At 63.0% G+C, this 16,154-nt stretch carries 12 protein-coding genes; 4 read left to right on the top strand and 8 right to left on the bottom strand.

Going from position 1 to position 16,154, the window contains the following annotated elements; genetic code table 11:
• From ZRA01_RS09875 to ZRA01_RS09860, 4 genes are all read left to right on the top strand, one after another.
• Positions 1 to 1,837: PIN domain-containing protein (locus ZRA01_RS09875; protein WP_141351674.1), on the top strand; the 1,837-nt coding region annotated here is incomplete at its 5' end.
• Entirely contained in the window at positions 1,834 to 2,967 is a 1,134-nt protein-coding gene (locus ZRA01_RS09870) for a hypothetical protein (protein WP_141351672.1), read from the top strand. The genes ZRA01_RS09875 and ZRA01_RS09870, both read left to right, overlap by 4 nt.
• A complete protein-coding gene (locus ZRA01_RS09865) occupies positions 2,968 to 4,821 on the top strand; it encodes an AAA family ATPase (RefSeq protein ID WP_141351670.1) in 1,854 nt (617 codons plus the stop codon).
• Positions 4,822 to 4,824: 3 nt separating this feature from the next.
• The gene (locus ZRA01_RS09860; RefSeq protein WP_141351668.1) at positions 4,825 to 5,406 is read left to right on the top strand and encodes a 4Fe-4S single cluster domain-containing protein; all 582 of its coding nucleotides are present in this window, start codon (positions 4,825 to 4,827) and stop codon (positions 5,404 to 5,406) included.
• A gap of 8 nt (positions 5,407 to 5,414) precedes the next feature.
• Here the strand turns inward: ZRA01_RS09860 and ZRA01_RS09855 are convergent, their stop codons facing one another.
• The 8 genes from ZRA01_RS09855 to argB form a co-directional block, all read right to left on the bottom strand.
• The gene (locus ZRA01_RS09855) at positions 5,415 to 6,599 is read right to left on the bottom strand and encodes a tyrosine-type recombinase/integrase (protein ID WP_141351666.1); all 1,185 of its coding nucleotides are present in this window, start codon (positions 6,597 to 6,599) and stop codon (positions 5,415 to 5,417) included.
• A 218-nt stretch (positions 6,600 to 6,817) separates the two neighbouring features.
• The gene (gene ychF, locus ZRA01_RS09850; RefSeq protein ID WP_141351664.1) at positions 6,818 to 7,909 is read right to left on the bottom strand and encodes a redox-regulated ATPase YchF; all 1,092 of its coding nucleotides are present in this window, start codon (positions 7,907 to 7,909) and stop codon (positions 6,818 to 6,820) included.
• Positions 7,910 to 8,044: 135 nt separating this feature from the next.
• Positions 8,045 to 9,739 carry a bifunctional protein-serine/threonine kinase/phosphatase gene (locus ZRA01_RS09845; RefSeq protein WP_141351662.1) on the bottom strand — a complete coding sequence of 565 codons (1,695 nt, stop codon included), beginning with the start codon at positions 9,737 to 9,739 and terminating at the stop codon, positions 8,045 to 8,047.
• A 113-nt stretch (positions 9,740 to 9,852) separates the two neighbouring features.
• Positions 9,853 to 11,067 (bottom strand): nitrate/nitrite transporter, encoded by a 1,215-nt coding sequence (locus ZRA01_RS09840; RefSeq protein ID WP_141351660.1) that lies wholly within the window; start codon positions 11,065 to 11,067, stop codon positions 9,853 to 9,855.
• Between the two features lie 163 nt (positions 11,068 to 11,230).
• Positions 11,231 to 11,542, bottom strand: a complete 312-nt coding sequence (gene nirD, locus ZRA01_RS09835; protein WP_141351659.1) for a nitrite reductase small subunit NirD — start codon at positions 11,540 to 11,542, stop codon at positions 11,231 to 11,233.
• A 10-nt stretch (positions 11,543 to 11,552) separates the two neighbouring features.
• Positions 11,553 to 14,015 carry a nitrite reductase large subunit NirB gene (gene nirB / locus ZRA01_RS09830; protein ID WP_141351657.1) on the bottom strand — a complete coding sequence of 821 codons (2,463 nt, stop codon included), beginning with the start codon at positions 14,013 to 14,015 and terminating at the stop codon, positions 11,553 to 11,555.
• A gap of 344 nt (positions 14,016 to 14,359) precedes the next feature.
• On the bottom strand, positions 14,360 to 14,863 hold the full coding sequence (locus ZRA01_RS09825) for a disulfide bond formation protein B (RefSeq protein WP_141351655.1): 504 nt from the start codon (positions 14,861 to 14,863) through the stop codon (positions 14,360 to 14,362).
• Positions 14,864 to 15,120: 257 nt separating this feature from the next.
• Positions 15,121 to 16,020, bottom strand: a complete 900-nt coding sequence (gene argB / locus ZRA01_RS09820) for an acetylglutamate kinase (protein ID WP_141351653.1) — start codon at positions 16,018 to 16,020, stop codon at positions 15,121 to 15,123.
• Positions 16,021 to 16,154 lie beyond the last annotated feature (134 nt).

The following is a 16,154-nucleotide window of genomic DNA, read 5'->3' as shown; positions in this document are numbered from 1 at the left end:
AGTCACGTTGGATTGCGATGAGTCAGGCGTACTTGCTGTCAGCGCGAAGAGTTCGCCTGACTTTCAGCGATGGCTAGCAGCGGCAAATCCCGATGTGATCTGGGAGCACGTTCTAGAGCCAATCCTCGCAAGTGAGGCCGCTTCCGACTGGCCAGCGCTCAGTGAAGCAAACGTCCGCAGTGCTGTTGCGATTGCTCTGCTGGGCGCAGACTCTCCAGTTGACCGTAACAAGGCGACCCCATCGAGGGCAGCGCTGCGCGTATTGGTTGAAGAGGAGCAACTGGAAAATCACATTGGCGAAGACATCGTTCTGCTGAAAAAAGACGGTCATGTCTTCCAGCGCTTGACTGCGCTGTTCAAGGGTGCAGATCATGGCCTTCGCCGGTTGCCATCTCAAAAGGGAACGATCTGGCTTGAAATGGCTCCACCATCGGATCTGCCCCCAGGATTTGACGGATTGGTGCTTCGCAAAGACGATCACGCACCAGAGGTGCGAATGACTGGATCGTCGCGAGTCTTTTGGGCGGGCCAGGAGCGTCGTGCAGTGCTCACGCTAACTGCCGAGAAAGATTCCAGCGCGCGCGTTTGGCAAACTGTGCAGACCGAGTTGAGTGCCGCCTTGAGTTCGGCACAGCCTGCTGACGTCTATGCGATCGCTTCTCTGTGGGAAGCGCCACAGGAAACCATTCTGCGCTGGCGATCGCGAGTCGAGGCATTGCCTATCGGCGAGTTGCTCACAGACGCCTCTGACTTCATCACCGCGCTGGAGCGATTTTCACCCGACGCTGGGGATGGTTGGCGAGCGGGCTGGTATAGCGCCTTGGCGGATCGCCTGATGTTGGCGATCGAGCGCTTTGCTGATGATGTTGATCTCGCCGAGATGTTGGCCTATCTCGCAGGAGTCGAACGGCTGATGCCAAATCAGTCGGATGAGCTCAAGTCTGCTCTTTTGAAGCACTGCCATCCGATTTCTGATACCGAGTCCCTTGAATCGCTTCGCAGAGCTGTCGGGCCATCGCTACCCCTGCCAGATGCCGTGATTGGCGATGCGCTTCTGCAGACCTGGGTCGCCCAAGTCCTGACAGATTCCAGTTTGGCCCTTCATGGTCCCCATTCTTATTCGCAACCATTGACGGCGATTAGGTCTGCTCACCAAGCTGTGCTGCGCGATGTCGGCTTGAAATCCCTTCAGGATGCATCCGATGGAGGCCTTAGCCTTCAAGGCGTAAAGACTTCTGCTTTGACCAGCGTCACAAAGTGGCAGGAGGCTTGCGCGGGTGTTCTCAATATGCGGAGAGCTCTCACGGGCGACACACTTTTGCCAATTCATCAATTTGATGCATTGGTCGGTTCATGGCGCGACTTGGCAGTGCGGAAACTTGCGCACCCGACAACTCCCGGCCAAAGACTAATCGTGCTTGACACCAATGCCTTGATGGTGGCTCCCGATCTTCTTACTACTATGCGTCGAAACGACATCCCTGTTGTTGCCCGACGCGTGCTTGAGGAGCTGGACGGAATCAAGGAATCCTCCGAAGAGGAAAGAGCCCAGAAGGCACGGGCTGCAATTCGTTCTTTGGAGCGTTCCGGGCAAGCCATCCGCTACGAGTCTGAGGTGCTGGATCTTTTGCCGCCAGACTGGGAGCCGACAGCAGACAATCGAATCTTGTCGGTGGCGCTCTATCTCCGGCTGAGTGATGTCATCGTGGTGACCGGTGACAGAAACCTCAGAAACAAGGCGCGTGCAGAGAACATCACTGCCATGCTGCCGGAAGAGTACAGGGGCGGAAGTCCAAATCAGACAGGACGTCGCGACGCAGGAGGAAAACGTAAATGAGCAGACATGACGAGGCACGTTATCAGATCGAACGCCAACGGCGTCAGGATCTTTTTAACCAGCGTGTTCGAGAGACGACTCGCACTTACCTCGCACGATATCGCGGCATTCTCGAAGATGTGCAAAGCCAGGGGCTCAACGAATATGTTCAGGCAGAGTTCTCTGAGCTGGAGAGGGAGCTGGCAAGCCTGACTCGCCTTGTCGAGAGCGATCCTGCCGCAGCGCGTGACCGCAGCATTGAGTTGGGGCGACAGGTGCATGCACTGCCACGACATGCACGAGGAATGAGGCAGGCATACGTCGAGGCACAACGCCAAGCCGAAGAAGCCGCCAGAGAAGAGGCTCGCCGTAGGGTCGAACAAGAGGCTAAAGCGCGGGACGAGTTGGAAACCGCGTGGCAAGACGAGTTGATGCGTTGGGCGGACCCATTGGCCAGGCAATTGGCTTTCAAAGCGCTGTCCGAAGCTCGGGCACGCCTGATGGGGGCGAATAGCCAAACGTCGATCGTTGAGCTGCGAACGGCGATTGGGACGATCAAGGCCGAGTACGAGCAGCGATCTCGGCAGATCAGAGAGAAGGAGTCCAAAGCAGCAGAAGAAAGTGCGTCAGTGGACGCGTTGCAATTATGTCGTGAGCAGATCGCCTCCGTCGGTGGCGGAGCAGCAGAGCGCGCTCAAGCATTGGGATCGATGCTCAATTCAACCAGCGCGATGTCGCCCGAAGAGGTTTCCAGGCGATTGGTTGAAGTCACCCGAGATCTCGATGCTGTCGTGGTTGATGAGAGTTGCAGGCGGGAAGTTGTGCAGGCCGTTTACCGCGCACTGGAGGACGCTGGGTTTGTCACTGAAAAGCCTCGACTCGTTCGCGAAGGTAGCTCCAACGAGGTAGTGATTCGCGGAAAACGCCCCGCTGGTGCCCAGGCAGAGTTCAAGGTTGAGCTCAGTGGAAAGCTGAATTACAAGTTTGATCACTATCACGGCGCTGCGTGCAAAAAGGACATTGATACGGTTCTGCCGCGACTGCAATCGATCTATGGAATACAGCTTTCCACCGAACGCACGATTTGGGAGAACCCAGATGACAAGGACAGCGATGCCAAGCCACAGCCTGGCATGACAAGGGAGAAGTAAATGGCATCTGGACAAACATCTTGGCAAGACGCTTTCCTTCGGGAATGCGGCATTCGGAGAGGGATCATCCTGCACGGCAATGTTGTCGATGTGGTGGCTGATCCAAGCTCGCTTGATCGTTGGCAGAGCGTGCCCGACGCAGTGGACACTATTCTCAAGCAGCGTGGTTATCGTCACGTGATCCGTTGGGATCGTGTCGCAGGCGTTTCTGGCGTCGACTCGAGAACCTGGCGAGAGCTGGCGGCGTCTGCCGTTGCCACTGCGCCTCCTGCGGCAGGAGAAGACTACGACATGGGCGAACCGCTCGCCCCCAGTCACCAAGTTCCGGACACGGGGTCACTAGAGGTAACCCCACAGGACTTTCTGTCGGTGGTTTCGCGCTTGATGAAGCAGTCTGGTCCAGATCGCGTGGCGTTTGTTTTGGACTGGTCACATCTCCTGTTTGGACAAGCCAATGCCTTGAGCGAAGCCGAAAGAGGATGGTTGCTGATGATGGGCAAGGCGACCAGGGATGCGCAAATTACGCTCAACCCGGCAGATGTAGATAGGCCGCAAACATTGATGGTCTTCCTGTGTCAGGGGCTCTCGGTCTTACCGCCGTCGCTCTATCTGAATAACCCGCTGTTCAAAGAAATCAATGTCCCTCTGCCACCTCGTGTAGTGCGGGAGACTGCTGTGCTTCAGCTTTCTTCTGTACTCAGTGTTGAGCCGCCAGTGCTTCCTAAGAGCCGAGTCCTCGCAGATATTGTCGACTCCCTAGAGGGACTCACACTTCGCGACATACACAACCTTGCGAAGCTTTCGCGCCAGCTGCCGAAGATGAGTGCTGAGTCGTTAGTCAGCATGTATCGCTACGGTGAACGCCATAGCCCGTGGGAGCAATTAAACCGGGACAAACTTGGTAAGGCTGTCGAGACACTGAAAGTCCGAGTCAAAGGCCAAGATCAAGCAATCGATGCGGTCAATCAGATCCTGGTTCGGGCATACACCGGATTGTCGGGGCTGCAGCATTCCAGCAAGCAAAGAACACCGAAAGGCGTATTGTTCTTTGTTGGCCCTACTGGCGTGGGCAAGACGGAACTGGCCAAGGCCCTCGCGCAGTTTCTGTTCGGTGATGATGAGGCCTGCCTCCGATTCGATATGTCGGAGTTCAATCACGAGCATGCTGATCAGCGCTTGGTCGGAGCGCCTCCTGGCTACGTTGGCTATGAAGAAGGGGGACAGCTCACCAATGCAGTGAAGAAGCGCCCATTCTCCTTGCTTCTATTCGACGAGATCGAAAAGGCGCACCCGCGGATTCTTGATAAGTTCCTTCAGATCCTGGAGGACGGAAGACTGACTGATGGTAAGGGAGATACCGTTCTGTTTTCCGACACCGTTATCGTGTTCACGTCGAACATTGGGGCGGCACAAATCGAAGCGGACAACCCGGACGCGCGATCAGCCTTTGTCGAGAGAGTCCGTGCGCATTTTGTGAATGAACTGAAGCGGCCGGAATTGCTTGGCCGTATCGGCGAGGGGAACATCATCCCCTTCAACTTTATGGCGGATGACAAGTTTCTCGTCGACATTGCTCGATCAAAGCTCGAGCCACTGCGGCACCGCCTCAGCGAAAAATGGGGAGCTTCTGCGCTGCAATTCGTTGACGAGACCAAGGCGCTGCAGTCGATCGTTGGCATGGTCGATCGAAGCAGCGGCGGGCGTGGTGTTCTCAACGCGCTGACAATTTACTTGTTCGACCCACTAGCTCAGTTCCTATTTGATCAGGTCGGCTCCCCAGACAGATCCCAAGGTCGAACCATTAGGGTTGTACAAGCTGGGTCCAAACCGAACTTCGACTTCGAACTGGAGTGACCCGTGTCTTGGTTGAATCTGGCGTCGTGGATACCTTGCACGGAAGTTGAGGGGCCCGGAAGACGTGCGGCACTCTGGGTCCAAGGCTGCGACAAGCGTTGTATCGGGTGCTGCAATCCGGGCTACCTGAAGATCATGGAACGCGACATTCTGAGTGCGGAGACCATGATTGAACGCTTGCTCGCGGCACACGAGGAGTGGGGTCTGGAGGGGGTCACGTTTCTTGGTGGCGAACCATTTCTTCAGGCGCAGGGACTTGCTGTAGTTGCCGAGGCGGTATCACGTGCGGGGTTGTCAGTCATGACGTTCACCGGCTACACGCTTGAGGAACTGAATGATTTGTCGCTGCCTGGCACGCGAGGCTTGCTTGCATGGACCGATGTGCTCGTCGATGGCCCTTACGAAGCATTGAACCCTGACCGCTCAAGGAACTGGGTCGGCTCAACAAACCAGCGATTTCACTATCTGACTGACCGGTACAACTCATCCATTGAAGGCGTAGATGTTCCGGATAGACAGCTGGAGTTGCGCATTCGCGATGATGGACGATTGGTCTTCAACGGCTGGCCATTTTTGATAAGGTGATTGTTTAGCTATTGGCCTTTGGAGTGGGTAGACTTCCATTGGTCTAGTTTGTGCGCCCAGTCTTGCATCATGACTCGCCGCTCGTCTAGGTAAGTGGCATGGTTGTATGTGCGCCGAACACTGTTCGGCTCCGCATGTGCAAGCTGGGCCTCAATGGCGTCAGGCCGGTAGCCCATTTCATTGAGCCGAGTGCTACCCGTCGTGCGCGTGCCATGCGGGCTGTACTTCGTTGCCCAGCCTAGCTTCTTGAGCGCCTGCCGCAGAGCGGCGTCGGCCATGGGGCGCTGGCGGTCATCGCGGTTCGGGAAAACGAACTTCGTGTGCCCTGTGATTGGATGCATGGCCTTGAGAAGTCCGACCGCTTGAGTCGGTAGCGGAACGACGTGCTCTCGCCGAGCCTTCATCCGGCGTGCAGGAATGGTCCAGAGCGCCTTGTCCAGATCGAACTCGACCCACTCTGCTTGGACGGATTCATTCGGTCGACTGAGCGTCAGCCACATCAGCTGGAACGCCTTGATGGTCTGGAAGTTGCCGCCATGTCCATCAAAGTCGTTCAGCAGCTGGCCGACCTCCTCCGCGCTGAGGGCGCGCTTGTGTTGCGTCTTGTTGGGCGGCAGCGCTTTGCGAACCGGCCAAACGGGGTCAGTGTCCGCCCGCAGGGTGGCTACCGCATGCTCGAAGACGCCAGACATGGTGCGCTTGGCTTCAGCTGCTACCGTGGGTGCGCCGCGCTTGACCGTCTTGTTGAGAATGTCGAGAACGTGGGCTGGGGTGATCTGACGCACCGGCAGCTTGCCAATCGATGGGAAGACCACGCGCTCCAGCATGTCGAGTCTGCGCTTCTTGGTTACTTCTTCCCAGTCCTTCAGGCCCAGCCACTCCTTGGCGATGGCCTCGAATGTGTTCGCTGAGTCTTGCTCGCGCTTGATGCGTTCGATCTGGCGATTCTGGACGGGATTGACGCCCTCCTTGACCAGCTTCCGCGCCGCCTCGCACTTCTCTCTGGCTTCGCCGAGCGTCACGCTGGGGTAGTCGCCAAGTGCGAACCATGATGCCTTCTCATTGAGCTTGAAGCGATAGCGCCAAGCCTTGATGCCGTTGGGTTTGATTTCTAGGTACAGCCCCTTGTAGTCATTGAGGCGGTAGATGCCTTCTCTAGGCTTGGCGGCTCGGCACTGGGCGTCTGTCAGCATCGTGAAGGTCTCCTGTTCGTCCTTAGGGCTTCATCGTATACACCTTCATCAGTCCAGTGCAAGATCCATATACACTCCCGTATTCACTTGCGCAGCGCTATCAAGTGTCGTTGCATGCAACGAGCTGAAATGAAAAAGCCCCGTATCTACGGGGCCTTTCGTCGTTTTCAGTGATGCGCCTGCAAGCAGATGCAATCGCCTGAAATGGCTTGCTCGAATCAGACGTTGAAAAGGAAGTTCAGCACGTCACCGTCCTTTACCATGTATTCCTTGCCCTCCGAGCGCATCTTGCCGGCTTCCTTGGCGCCGGCTTCGCCCTTGAACTTGATGAAGTCCTCAAAGGCGATGGTCTGGGCGCGGATGAAGCCGCGTTCGAAGTCGGTGTGGATCACGCCGGCGGCCTGGGGGGCGGTGTCGCCCACGTGGATGGTCCAGGCGCGGACTTCCTTGACGCCGGCGGTGAAGTAGGTCTGCAGGCCCAGCAGCTGGTAGCCGGCGCGGATCAGGCGGTTGAGGCCGGGCTCTTCGAGGCCCAGGTCGGCCAGGAAGGCCAGCTTGTCCTCGTCGTCCAGGTCGGCCAGCTCGGCTTCGATCTTGGCGCACAGGGCCACCACCGGGGCGCCCTCCTTGGCGGCGTGCTCGCGCAGGCGGTCGAGGTAGGGGTTGTTCTCGAAGCCGTCTTCCATCACGTTGCCCACGTACATGGCGGGCTTGAGGGTCATCAGGCACAGGGGCTTGAGGAGCAGCTTGTCGTCGTCGGTGAGCTGCATGGTACGCGCGGGCTGGCCCTCGTTGAGGTGGGGCAGTAGCTTCTCGAGCAGGGTGACGAGCTTTTGTGCGTCCTTGTCGCCGGCGCGGCCCTTCTTGCTTTCGCGGTGGATGGCCTTCTCGACGGCGGACATGTCGGCCAGGGCGAGTTCGGTGACGATGGTTTCGATGTCGGCCAGCGGGTCGACCTTGCCGTTCACGTGCACCACGTTCTCGTCGTCGAAGCAGCGCACCACGTTGACGATGGCGTCGGTCTCGCGGATGTTGGCCAGGAACTGGTTGCCCAGGCCTTCACCCTTGGAGGCCCCGGCGACCAGGCCGGCGATGTCGACGAACTCGACGATGGCGGGCTGCACCTTCTGCGGCTTGACGATCTCGGAGAGGGCGTCGAGGCGCGGGTCGGGCACTTCGACGATGCCCACGTTGGGCTCGATGGTGCAGAAGGGGTAGTTCTCGGCGGCGATGCCGGCCTTGGTGAGGGCGTTGAAGAGGGTCGATTTGCCGACGTTGGGCAGGCCGACGATGCCGCATTGGAGAGCCATGGAAATCCTTTGTTGTTCAGTCGCTTCCGGCCAGATGTGCCGGAGAAGGCCGCCATTGTAAACCACCGCCTCGGGTTTCCGGAAAAGGGCGGTTTTTTGGGGCCCTGCACGCAGCGCGAGCGCGACGCGCCGCCTTCAGCGGATGAGCAGCAGCCAGAGCATCAGCAGATTGGCGACCAGCGACACGGCGGTGAGGATCTTCAGGCCGAGCTGCGGGTCGCGCTCCAGCAGCGGCGACTTGCGGGGTACGACGAGGGGGCGGTGGGCGCCGCGTTCGAGGGCGAGCAGGAACTCCTCGGCGGTCTCGAAGCGCGCCTTGGGGTCACGGGCGACGGCCTTCAGCAGCACCGATTCGAGCCAGGCGGGGAGGTCGGGGCGGTAGCGGGTGGGGGGCACCGGGTCGCCGAACTTCGGGGTCTGGAAGGGTTCGATCTCGCCGTAGGGGTATTTGCGGGTGAGCAGCTGGTAGAGGGTGACGCCCACCGCGTAGAGATCGGTCTGCTCGCTGGCCGGCACCGGCCGGGCGGCGTGCAGCTCGGGGGCCATGTAGCTGGGGGTGCCGGGGTTGTTGATCTCCTCGAACGCCTGGCCGTCGTGCTGGCTGTCGGCGGCGGCGACGCCCAGGTCGAGGATGCGCAGCCGGCCTTCGGCGTCCACGTGCAGGTTGTCGGGCTTGATGTCGCGGTGGACGATGGACAGCCGGTGCAGGGCGGCGAGGCCCTTGAGGATGCGGGCGCCGAGCTCGGCCACCTCGCCGCTGCCGAAGCGGTGGCCGTTGTCGAGGCGGGCCTTGAGGGTGGCGCCGTCGTGCCAGCTCATCAGGTAGTAAAGGTGGCTGCGCGGCGGGTGGGGGATGACCTGGGGGAACCACGCGTCGCTCACCCGCCGGGCCAGCCACTCTTCGTGGGCGAGGGCGGCGGCGGCCTGCGGGTCGTCGTGCTCGGGGCGCAGGGTCTTCAGCACGCAGGCCTGGCCGCGGGCGTCGTGCACGCGGTAGAGCAGGGTGACGACGGATTCGTGGAGCAGGGCGTCCACCGTCAGCCCGTCGAGCTGTTGGCCGGGCTTGAGGCGCGGCGGCAGGGGCAGCTGGCGCAGGCGGGCGACGTTGTCGCGCAGGCGTTCGGCGGGCAGGGCGTCGACCCGCAGCACCAGGGCTGTGCAGTTGTCCTGGCTGCCACCGCCTTCGGCCGTCACGGCGAGGCGGGTGGCGGCGGCCTGGGGGTCGGCTTCGGACTGCAGGATGTCGGCGATCTTCCGGTCGCCGAGCTGGCCCCAGATGCCGTCGCTCATCAGCGCAAATACATTGCCGGCCTCCAGCTCGCCGTCGGCGTAGTCCACCGACAGGTGGGCGTCGAGGCCGACGGCGCGGGACAGCACGTTCTTCAGCTCCGGGTGTTCCCACACGTGGTCGGTGCTGAGCTGCTCCAGCCGGCCGCCCCGCAGCCGGTAGATGCGCGAGTCCCCCACGTGGGCCAGGTAGTAGCGCCGCCCGCGCAGCACGATGGCCGACAGCGTGGTAGCCATGCCGGCAGTTTCGCGGGTGCGCGCGGCGTGGGCCACCAGCCAGCGGTTGAGGGCTTTGATGACGGTGTCGAGGGACTTGTTGACGGCCCAGGTGTCGGGCGTCGCGTAGTAGTCGGAGAGCAGGCCGCGCACGGTGTATTCGGCCGCTTCCCGCCCGTTGGCGTGCCCCCCAACGCCGTCGGCCACCGCCGCCAGGATGCCCTTGGCGTCCAGCTCCGGCCCCTCCGGCGTGGCCGCGCCACAGAAATCCTCATTCCGCGGCCGTGGGCCGGTGAGGGAGGAGTGACCGAGGGAGATCTGGGGCATGGGCGGGGGGCGTTGGGGTAGTGGGTAGTAGGGAGTGGGGAGTGGGGGTGGGCATATGCGAGGGCTGCAGCCGGCCCCCACTCCCTAATTCCAACTTTCCAGTTGCCAGCTCGTCAGATCTTCGCCGCGGTCAGGTGCGGGGCGCCCCAGGTGGTGCGCCAGCGTTGCTTGACGGCGGTGAGGCCGATGAGGGCGGCGATGGCCAGGGCGGCGAAGATCAGGAAGCCGGCCTGGTAGCTACCGGTGACCTGCTTGCTGTAGCCCAGGCTGGAGGCCAGGTAGAAGCCGCCGACCCCGCCGGCCATGCCCACCAGGCCGGTCATCACGCCGATTTCCTTGCGGAAGCGCTGGGGCACCAGCTGGAACACCGCGCCGTTGCCCATCCCCAGCGAGAGCATGGCACACACGAAGACCGCCAGGGCCTGCCAGGCTTCGGGCATGCCAAAGCTGACGATGGCCAGGAACAGCGCTGCCAGCACGTACATCACGGTGAGGCTCTTGATGCCGCCGATGCGGTCGGCCACGTTGCCGCCGATGGGGCGCACCAGGCTGCCGGCAAACACGCAGGCGGCGGTGAAGAAGCCGGCGGTCTTCGGGTCGAGCCCGTACTGGGTGTTGAAGTAGATGGTGAGCGACGAGGCCAGGCCGACGAAGCCGCCGAAGGTGACCGAGTAGAAGAACATGAACCACCAGGCGTCCTTGTCCTTGAGCACCTTGAGGTACTCGGCCATCGACTTCGCCGGCGGGCACTCGGGGGCGTCCTTGGCCATCACCAGGTAGATCACGAAGACGATGGAGAGCGGGATCAGCGCCAGGCCGAACACATTCACCCAGCCGAAGGCGGCGGCCAGGCCCGGCCCGAACAGCGCGGCCAGCGCGGTGCCGGAGTTGCCGGCGCCGGCGATGCCCAGCGCGGTGCCCTGGTGCTCCGGCGGGTACCAGCGGGAAGCCAGCGGCAGCGCCACCGCAAAGGCGGCCCCGGCGACGCCCAGGAAGAGGCCCAGGGTGAGCACCTGCGCGTAGCTGTGGATGCCGAACTTCCAGGCCACGGCCAGGGCGGCAATCACGATGACCTGGCCGATGGCACCGGCCATCTTGGGCTTGAGGTGGTCCACCAGCACCCCCATCACGATGCGCAGCAGGGCCCCGGCGAGCACCGGGGTGGCCACCATTAGGCCCTTCTGGGTGTGGGAGAGGCCCAGGTCGCTGGCGATCTGCACGCCCAGCGGGCCGAGGATGACCCACACCATGAAGGCCAGGTCGAAGTACAAAAAGGCGGCCAGCAGTGTGGGCGTGTGGCCGGCCTGGAGGAATGATTTGCGGTCCATGGATGACTCCCGGTACGGATTTGAGTGTGAGGGGGCCCGGGCAGGCGCCGGAGGGGCGCTGCCAGGAAGGTTTCTTGGGTTCGGATGGGTGGGGCCCCGGCTGGCGGGAGGCGGTGGAGGAGAGACTGCCGCTGCAGGGCACGCCTCCCGCCGCGCGGGACCTTTATAGGGCGAGGAAGACCTCGCCGTTGTCCACCCTGGTGGCGAAGTGCTTCACGCAGCCCACGTCGGGCGGCACTACCTGGCCGTCGCGGAGCTGGATCTTCCAGCTGTGCAGCGGGCAGGTGACGGTGTCGCCATGCACGATGCCCTGGGACAGCGGGCCGGCCTTGTGGGGGCACTTGTCGAGCACCGCGAAGACTTCGTCGGCGGCGCTACGGAAGACCGCGATGCGGCCGTGGCTTGCACTGTCCACCACGCGGGCGCCCAGCACGGGGACGTCGCCGAGGGCGCAGATCTTTTTCCAGTCGCTCATGATGGGGGCCTCAAACCTTGATGATTTCGAACTGGCGTTTGTGGATGCCGCCGGCCTGGTCTTCGACGATCTCGGCCCACGGGTCCTTGTAGTTCTGCAGCGCGAACAGCAGGCGTTCGTAGAGGGCCTTGCGCTGCTCGGCGTCTTCGAGCACCGCCTTTTTCACGTGCTCCAGGCCGACCCGCTCGAGGTAGTGGCAGGTGCGCTCAAGGTAGAAGCCCTCCTCGCGGTAGAGCTGGATGAAGGCGCCGCCGTATTCGAGCACCTCGTCGTCGTCGGCCACCTTGCAGAAAAACTGGGCCACCTCGGTCTTGATGCCGCCGTTGCCGCCCACGTAGAGCTCGTAGCCCGAATCGACGCCGATCACGCCGATGTCCTTGATGCCCGATTCGGCGCAGTTGCGCGGGCAGCCCGATACGGCCAGCTTGAACTTGTGGGGGCTCCACATCCCGAACAGCATCTTCTCGAGCTTGACGCCCAGGTCCATCGAGCGCTGCGTGCCGAAGCGGCAGTGCTCCGAACCCACGCAGGTCTTCACGGTGCGCAGGCTCTTGCCGTAGGCGTGGCCCGACACCATGCCGGCCTTGGCGAAATCGGCCCACATGGCGGGCAGGTCTTCCTTCTTCACGCCGAGCAGGTCGATGCGCTGGCCGCCGGTGACCTTGACGGTGGGCACCTTGTATTTCTCGGCGGCGTCGGCGATGGCGCGCAGCTCGGCGGGGGTGGTGAGGCCGCCCCACATGCGCGGCACCACCGAGTAGCTGCCGTCCTTCTGGATGTTGGCGTGGGCGCGCTCGTTGATGAAGCGGCTCTGGGGGTCGTCCATCGCCTCGTGGGGCCAGCTGGAGATGCAGTAGTAGTTGAGGGCCGGGCGGCAGCTGGCGCAGCCGTTGGGCGTCTTCCAGTCGAGGAACTGCTGGGCCTCGGCCACCGACAGCAGCTTGTGCTCGCGGATCGCCCTGCGCACCTCGCCGTGGGAATGGTCGGTGCAGCCGCACACCGGCTTGTTGGTGGAGTCGGCCGGCTGGTAGGCGCCGCCGATGGTCGAGGCGAGGATCTGCTCGACCAGGCCGGTGCAGGAGCCGCAGGAGCTCGACGCCTTGGTGTGCTTGCGCACGTCTTCCAGCGTGAAGAGGCCTTGCTCCTTGATCGCCTTGACGATGGTGCCCTTGCACACGCCGTTGCAGCCGCACACCTCGGCGCTGTCGGGCATGCCGGCGGCCAGGCTGTTGCCCTTGTGGCCGACGTCGCCCAGGTGCGAATTACCGAACACCAGGTTGTCGCGGATGTCGTGGATGTCCTGGCCGTCCTTGAGCAGTTGGAAGTACCAGGCGCCGTCCTTGGTGTCGCCGTAGAGCACCGCGCCGACGAGCTTGTCGTTCTTCAGCACGAGGCGCTTGTAGATGCCGGCGCCGGGGTCGTGGAGGACGATGTCCTCGGTGCCGTCGCTGCCCGAAAAATCGCCCGCCGAGAACACGTCGATGCCCGTCACCTTGAGCTTGGTGCTGGTCACCGAGCCCTGGTAGCGGCCGATGCCGTACATCGCCAGGTGGTTGGCGCAAACCTTGGCCTGCTCGAACAGCGGCGCCACCAGGCCGTAGGCGGTGCCCCGGTGGTTGGCGCATTCGCCGACGGCGTAGATGCGCGGGTCGTAGGTCTGCAGGGTGTCGTTCACCACGATGCCCCGGTTGCAGTGGATGCCGGCCTGCTCGGCCAGCGCCACGTTGGGGCGGATGCCGGCGGCCATGCACACCAGGTCGGCGGGCAGGGTCGAGCCGTCCTTGAACCTCACGGCGCAGACGCGGCCTGATTCACCCTTCACCAGCTCGGCGGTGTGGGCGCTCAGCTTGAATTTCATGCCCTTCTTTTCGAGCGCGGCCTGCAGCATCTTGCCGGCGTTGCGGTCGAGCTGGCGTTCCATGATCCAGTCGGAGATATGCACCACGGTCACGTCCATGCCGCGCAGGGCGAGGCCGTTGGCCGCCTCCAGGCCCAGCAGGCCGGCGCCGATGACCACCGCGTGCCGGTATTTGGCCGCGGCGTCGATCATCTCGTCGGTGTCCTGGATGTCGCGGTAGGAGATCACGCCGGGCAGGTCGTTGCCGGGGACAGGCAGGATGAAGGGCGTCGAGCCGGTGGCGATCAGCAGGCGGTCGTAGCCCACGCTGATCGTCTCGCCGCCCTTGCCGGTGGCGGTGACCGAGCGCGTGTTGCGGTCGATCCCGGTGACGGTGCTGCCCAGGTGCAGGGTGATGCCGTTGTCGGCGTACCACTGCAGGTCGTTGAGGATGATGTCCTGTATCGTCATCTCGCCGGCCAGCACCGGGGAGAGCAGGATGCGGTTGTAGTTGGGGTGGGGCTCGGCGCCAAACACCGTGATGTCGTACATCTCCGGTGCGATCTTCCGCAGCTCTTCCAGCGTGCGGACGCCCGCCATCCCGTTGCCGACCATGACCAGTTTGAGTTTGCGCATGATTCCTCCGACGATTGATCCTTGCCGGCCCCGGCACGCAGGGCGGCCGGCGCGGGCGAATGAGCCTTGTGCAGGAGTGATCGTCGTTGATCAGGGGCCGGACCGCCGTTGGTCTGCCCGAGTCGCCTGGCCTGGTTAGGGCTGGCGCGCAATGCCTGGAGCACTTTGCGGGCAGTGCCGCATTTTTGCGATTGCGCGTGCCCGCATGATTTGCGAAGGAATTAGCAGGTTGTGTGCCAGCAGCACAAACCCGCGTGGCTGGCGGGATGTGGGCGTTTCACGGGGGTGTGAACGGGTGGCGGTGCGCACTGCCGTGGTGCGGCAAGCCCCGCGCTGGGGCGTTGTCAGCGGGTTTGTCTTGCGCGCTGCAGCAGATAAACCGTGAGGGCGACCAGGATGGTCGTGAAGCTGAGGAGGGACCAGTTGGCGATGGACAGGCCGAGGAAGGTCCAGTCCACCACCGAGCAGTCACCGGCGCCGCGGAAGATCATCGGCAGGGCGGCGCTGAGGGGAAAGCTCTCGAGCATGTATTCGAGGCCGGGGCCACACTCAGACACGGCGGGCGGAAACCACTGCATCCACGACTGGCGCGCCGCCACGCCCAGGCCGGCGATGGCCGCCACTGCGAGGAAGGCGCCATACACCGACACGCCGCGGCGGCCCGGGTCATGCAGCCCGGCCAGCAGGCCGATCAGCCCGCAGGCGGCCAGTGCGTAGCGCTGCATGATGCACATCGGGCAGGGCTCGATGCCCTTGGCGTGCTGCAGGTAGAGCCCGAAGGCGAGCATGGCCGCACAGATGGCAAAGAGGAGCAGGGCGAGGATGCGGAAGGGGAGGCGCGCGAGCATCGGTTGATGAAAAGGCAAGGGAAAGCTAAAGGATCATTGTAGCCGTCCCGGGTTCCCCTCGTCCGCTCGGGATGTCGATCAGGGCTTGCCGCCCTGGAGGGTGCGCGGCAGGTGATGCTGCGCGCGGTGCTTGAGGGTCTGGTGGAGCGCTCCGGGGAGTGGCAGGACGAGGGCGTGAATTGCCGGCGCTTCGGAGCTTTAACGCAAGCGGGGCGCACCGTGGGGCGCCCCGCCGGGAGCTGCCGGGTTGTGGCGGCTTACTTGCTCTTGATCATCGTGCCGACGCCGTGGTCGGTGAGGATCTCGAGGAGCAGGCAGTGTTCGACGCGGCCGTCGATGATGTGCACGCTCTTCACGCCGTTGCGGGCGGCGTCGAGGGCCGAGCCGATCTTGGGCAACATGCCGCCGGAGAGGGTACCGTCGGCCACCAGGTCGTCGATGTCGCGGGGCGTGAGGCCGGTGAGCAGATTGCCCGCCTTGTCGAGCACGCCCGGGGTGTTGGTGAGCAGCACCAGCTTCTCGGCCTTGAGGATTTCGGCCAGCTTGCCGGCCACCACGTCGGCGTTGATGTTGTAGCTTTCGCCGTCCTCGCCGACGCCGATCGGGGCGATCACCGGGATGAAGTCGCCCTTGTCGAGGAAGGAGATCAGGCTCGGGTCGATCTGGGTGATGTCACCCACCTGGCCGATGTCGATCAGGTCGCCCGGGTTGTCCTTGTTCTCCATCATCAGCTTCTTGGCGCGGATGAAGTTGGAGTCCTTGCCGGTGAGGCCCACGGCCTTGCCGCCGGCCTGGTTGATGAGGCTGACGATCTCCTTGTTCACCTGGCCGCCGAGCACCATCTCGACGACCTCCATGGTCTCGGCGTCGGTGACGCGCATGCCCTGCAGGAACTCGCCCTTCTTGCCGACGCGGGACAGCATGGTCTCGATCTGCGGGCCGCCGCCATGGACGACCACTGGGTTGAAGCCCACCAGCTTGAGCAGCACCACGTCACGGGCGAAGCACTCCTTGAGGTGGGGGTCGGTCATGGCGTTGCCGCCGTACTTGATGACGAGGGTCTTGTCCTGGAAGCGCCGGATGTAGGGCAGGGCCTCGGCGATGATCGCGGCTTTCTGGGCGGGGGAGAGGTTGGAGGTGTCGATATGCTCGGTCATGGTCTCGTGCGGCACGGGGAGTGATTTACGGGTAGCCGCGATTGTAATCCCTGTGGTGGGGCTTGGCGTGCCGTGTCGGTGCAAGTGAGAGGGGGCGGAAAGCTCGCGCCTTCCGCCCCCCGATGGCCGCGTGC

The organism is Zoogloea ramigera (assembly GCF_006539865.1).
GTDB lineage: Bacteria > Pseudomonadota > Gammaproteobacteria > Burkholderiales > Rhodocyclaceae > Zoogloea > Zoogloea ramigera.
The sequence above is the reverse complement of the archived record's forward strand: the minus strand, read 5'-3'. Positions and strand labels throughout refer to the sequence as shown.

Excerpts from the sequence above, each read along its gene's own strand:
- nirB (WP_141351657.1), bottom strand. The coding sequence starts at position 14,015 with ATGCGCAAACTCAAACTGGTCATGGTCGGCAACGGGATGGCGGGCGTC.
- ZRA01_RS09870 (WP_141351672.1), top strand. The coding sequence starts at position 1,834 with ATGAGCAGACATGACGAGGCACGTTATCAGATCGAACGCCAACGGCGT.
- ZRA01_RS09855 (WP_141351666.1), bottom strand. The coding sequence starts at position 6,599 with ATGCTGACAGACGCCCAGTGCCGAGCCGCCAAGCCTAGAGAAGGCATC.
- ZRA01_RS09825 (WP_141351655.1), bottom strand. The coding sequence starts at position 14,863 with ATGCTCGCGCGCCTCCCCTTCCGCATCCTCGCCCTGCTCCTCTTTGCC.
- ychF (WP_141351664.1), bottom strand. The coding sequence starts at position 7,909 with ATGGCTCTCCAATGCGGCATCGTCGGCCTGCCCAACGTCGGCAAATCG.
- argB (WP_141351653.1), bottom strand. The coding sequence starts at position 16,020 with ATGACCGAGCATATCGACACCTCCAACCTCTCCCCCGCCCAGAAAGCC.
- ZRA01_RS09845 (WP_141351662.1), bottom strand. The coding sequence starts at position 9,739 with ATGCCCCAGATCTCCCTCGGTCACTCCTCCCTCACCGGCCCACGGCCG.
- ZRA01_RS09840 (WP_141351660.1), bottom strand. The coding sequence starts at position 11,067 with ATGGACCGCAAATCATTCCTCCAGGCCGGCCACACGCCCACACTGCTG.
- nirD (WP_141351659.1), bottom strand. The coding sequence starts at position 11,542 with ATGAGCGACTGGAAAAAGATCTGCGCCCTCGGCGACGTCCCCGTGCTG.
- ZRA01_RS09865 (WP_141351670.1), top strand. The coding sequence starts at position 2,968 with ATGGCATCTGGACAAACATCTTGGCAAGACGCTTTCCTTCGGGAATGC.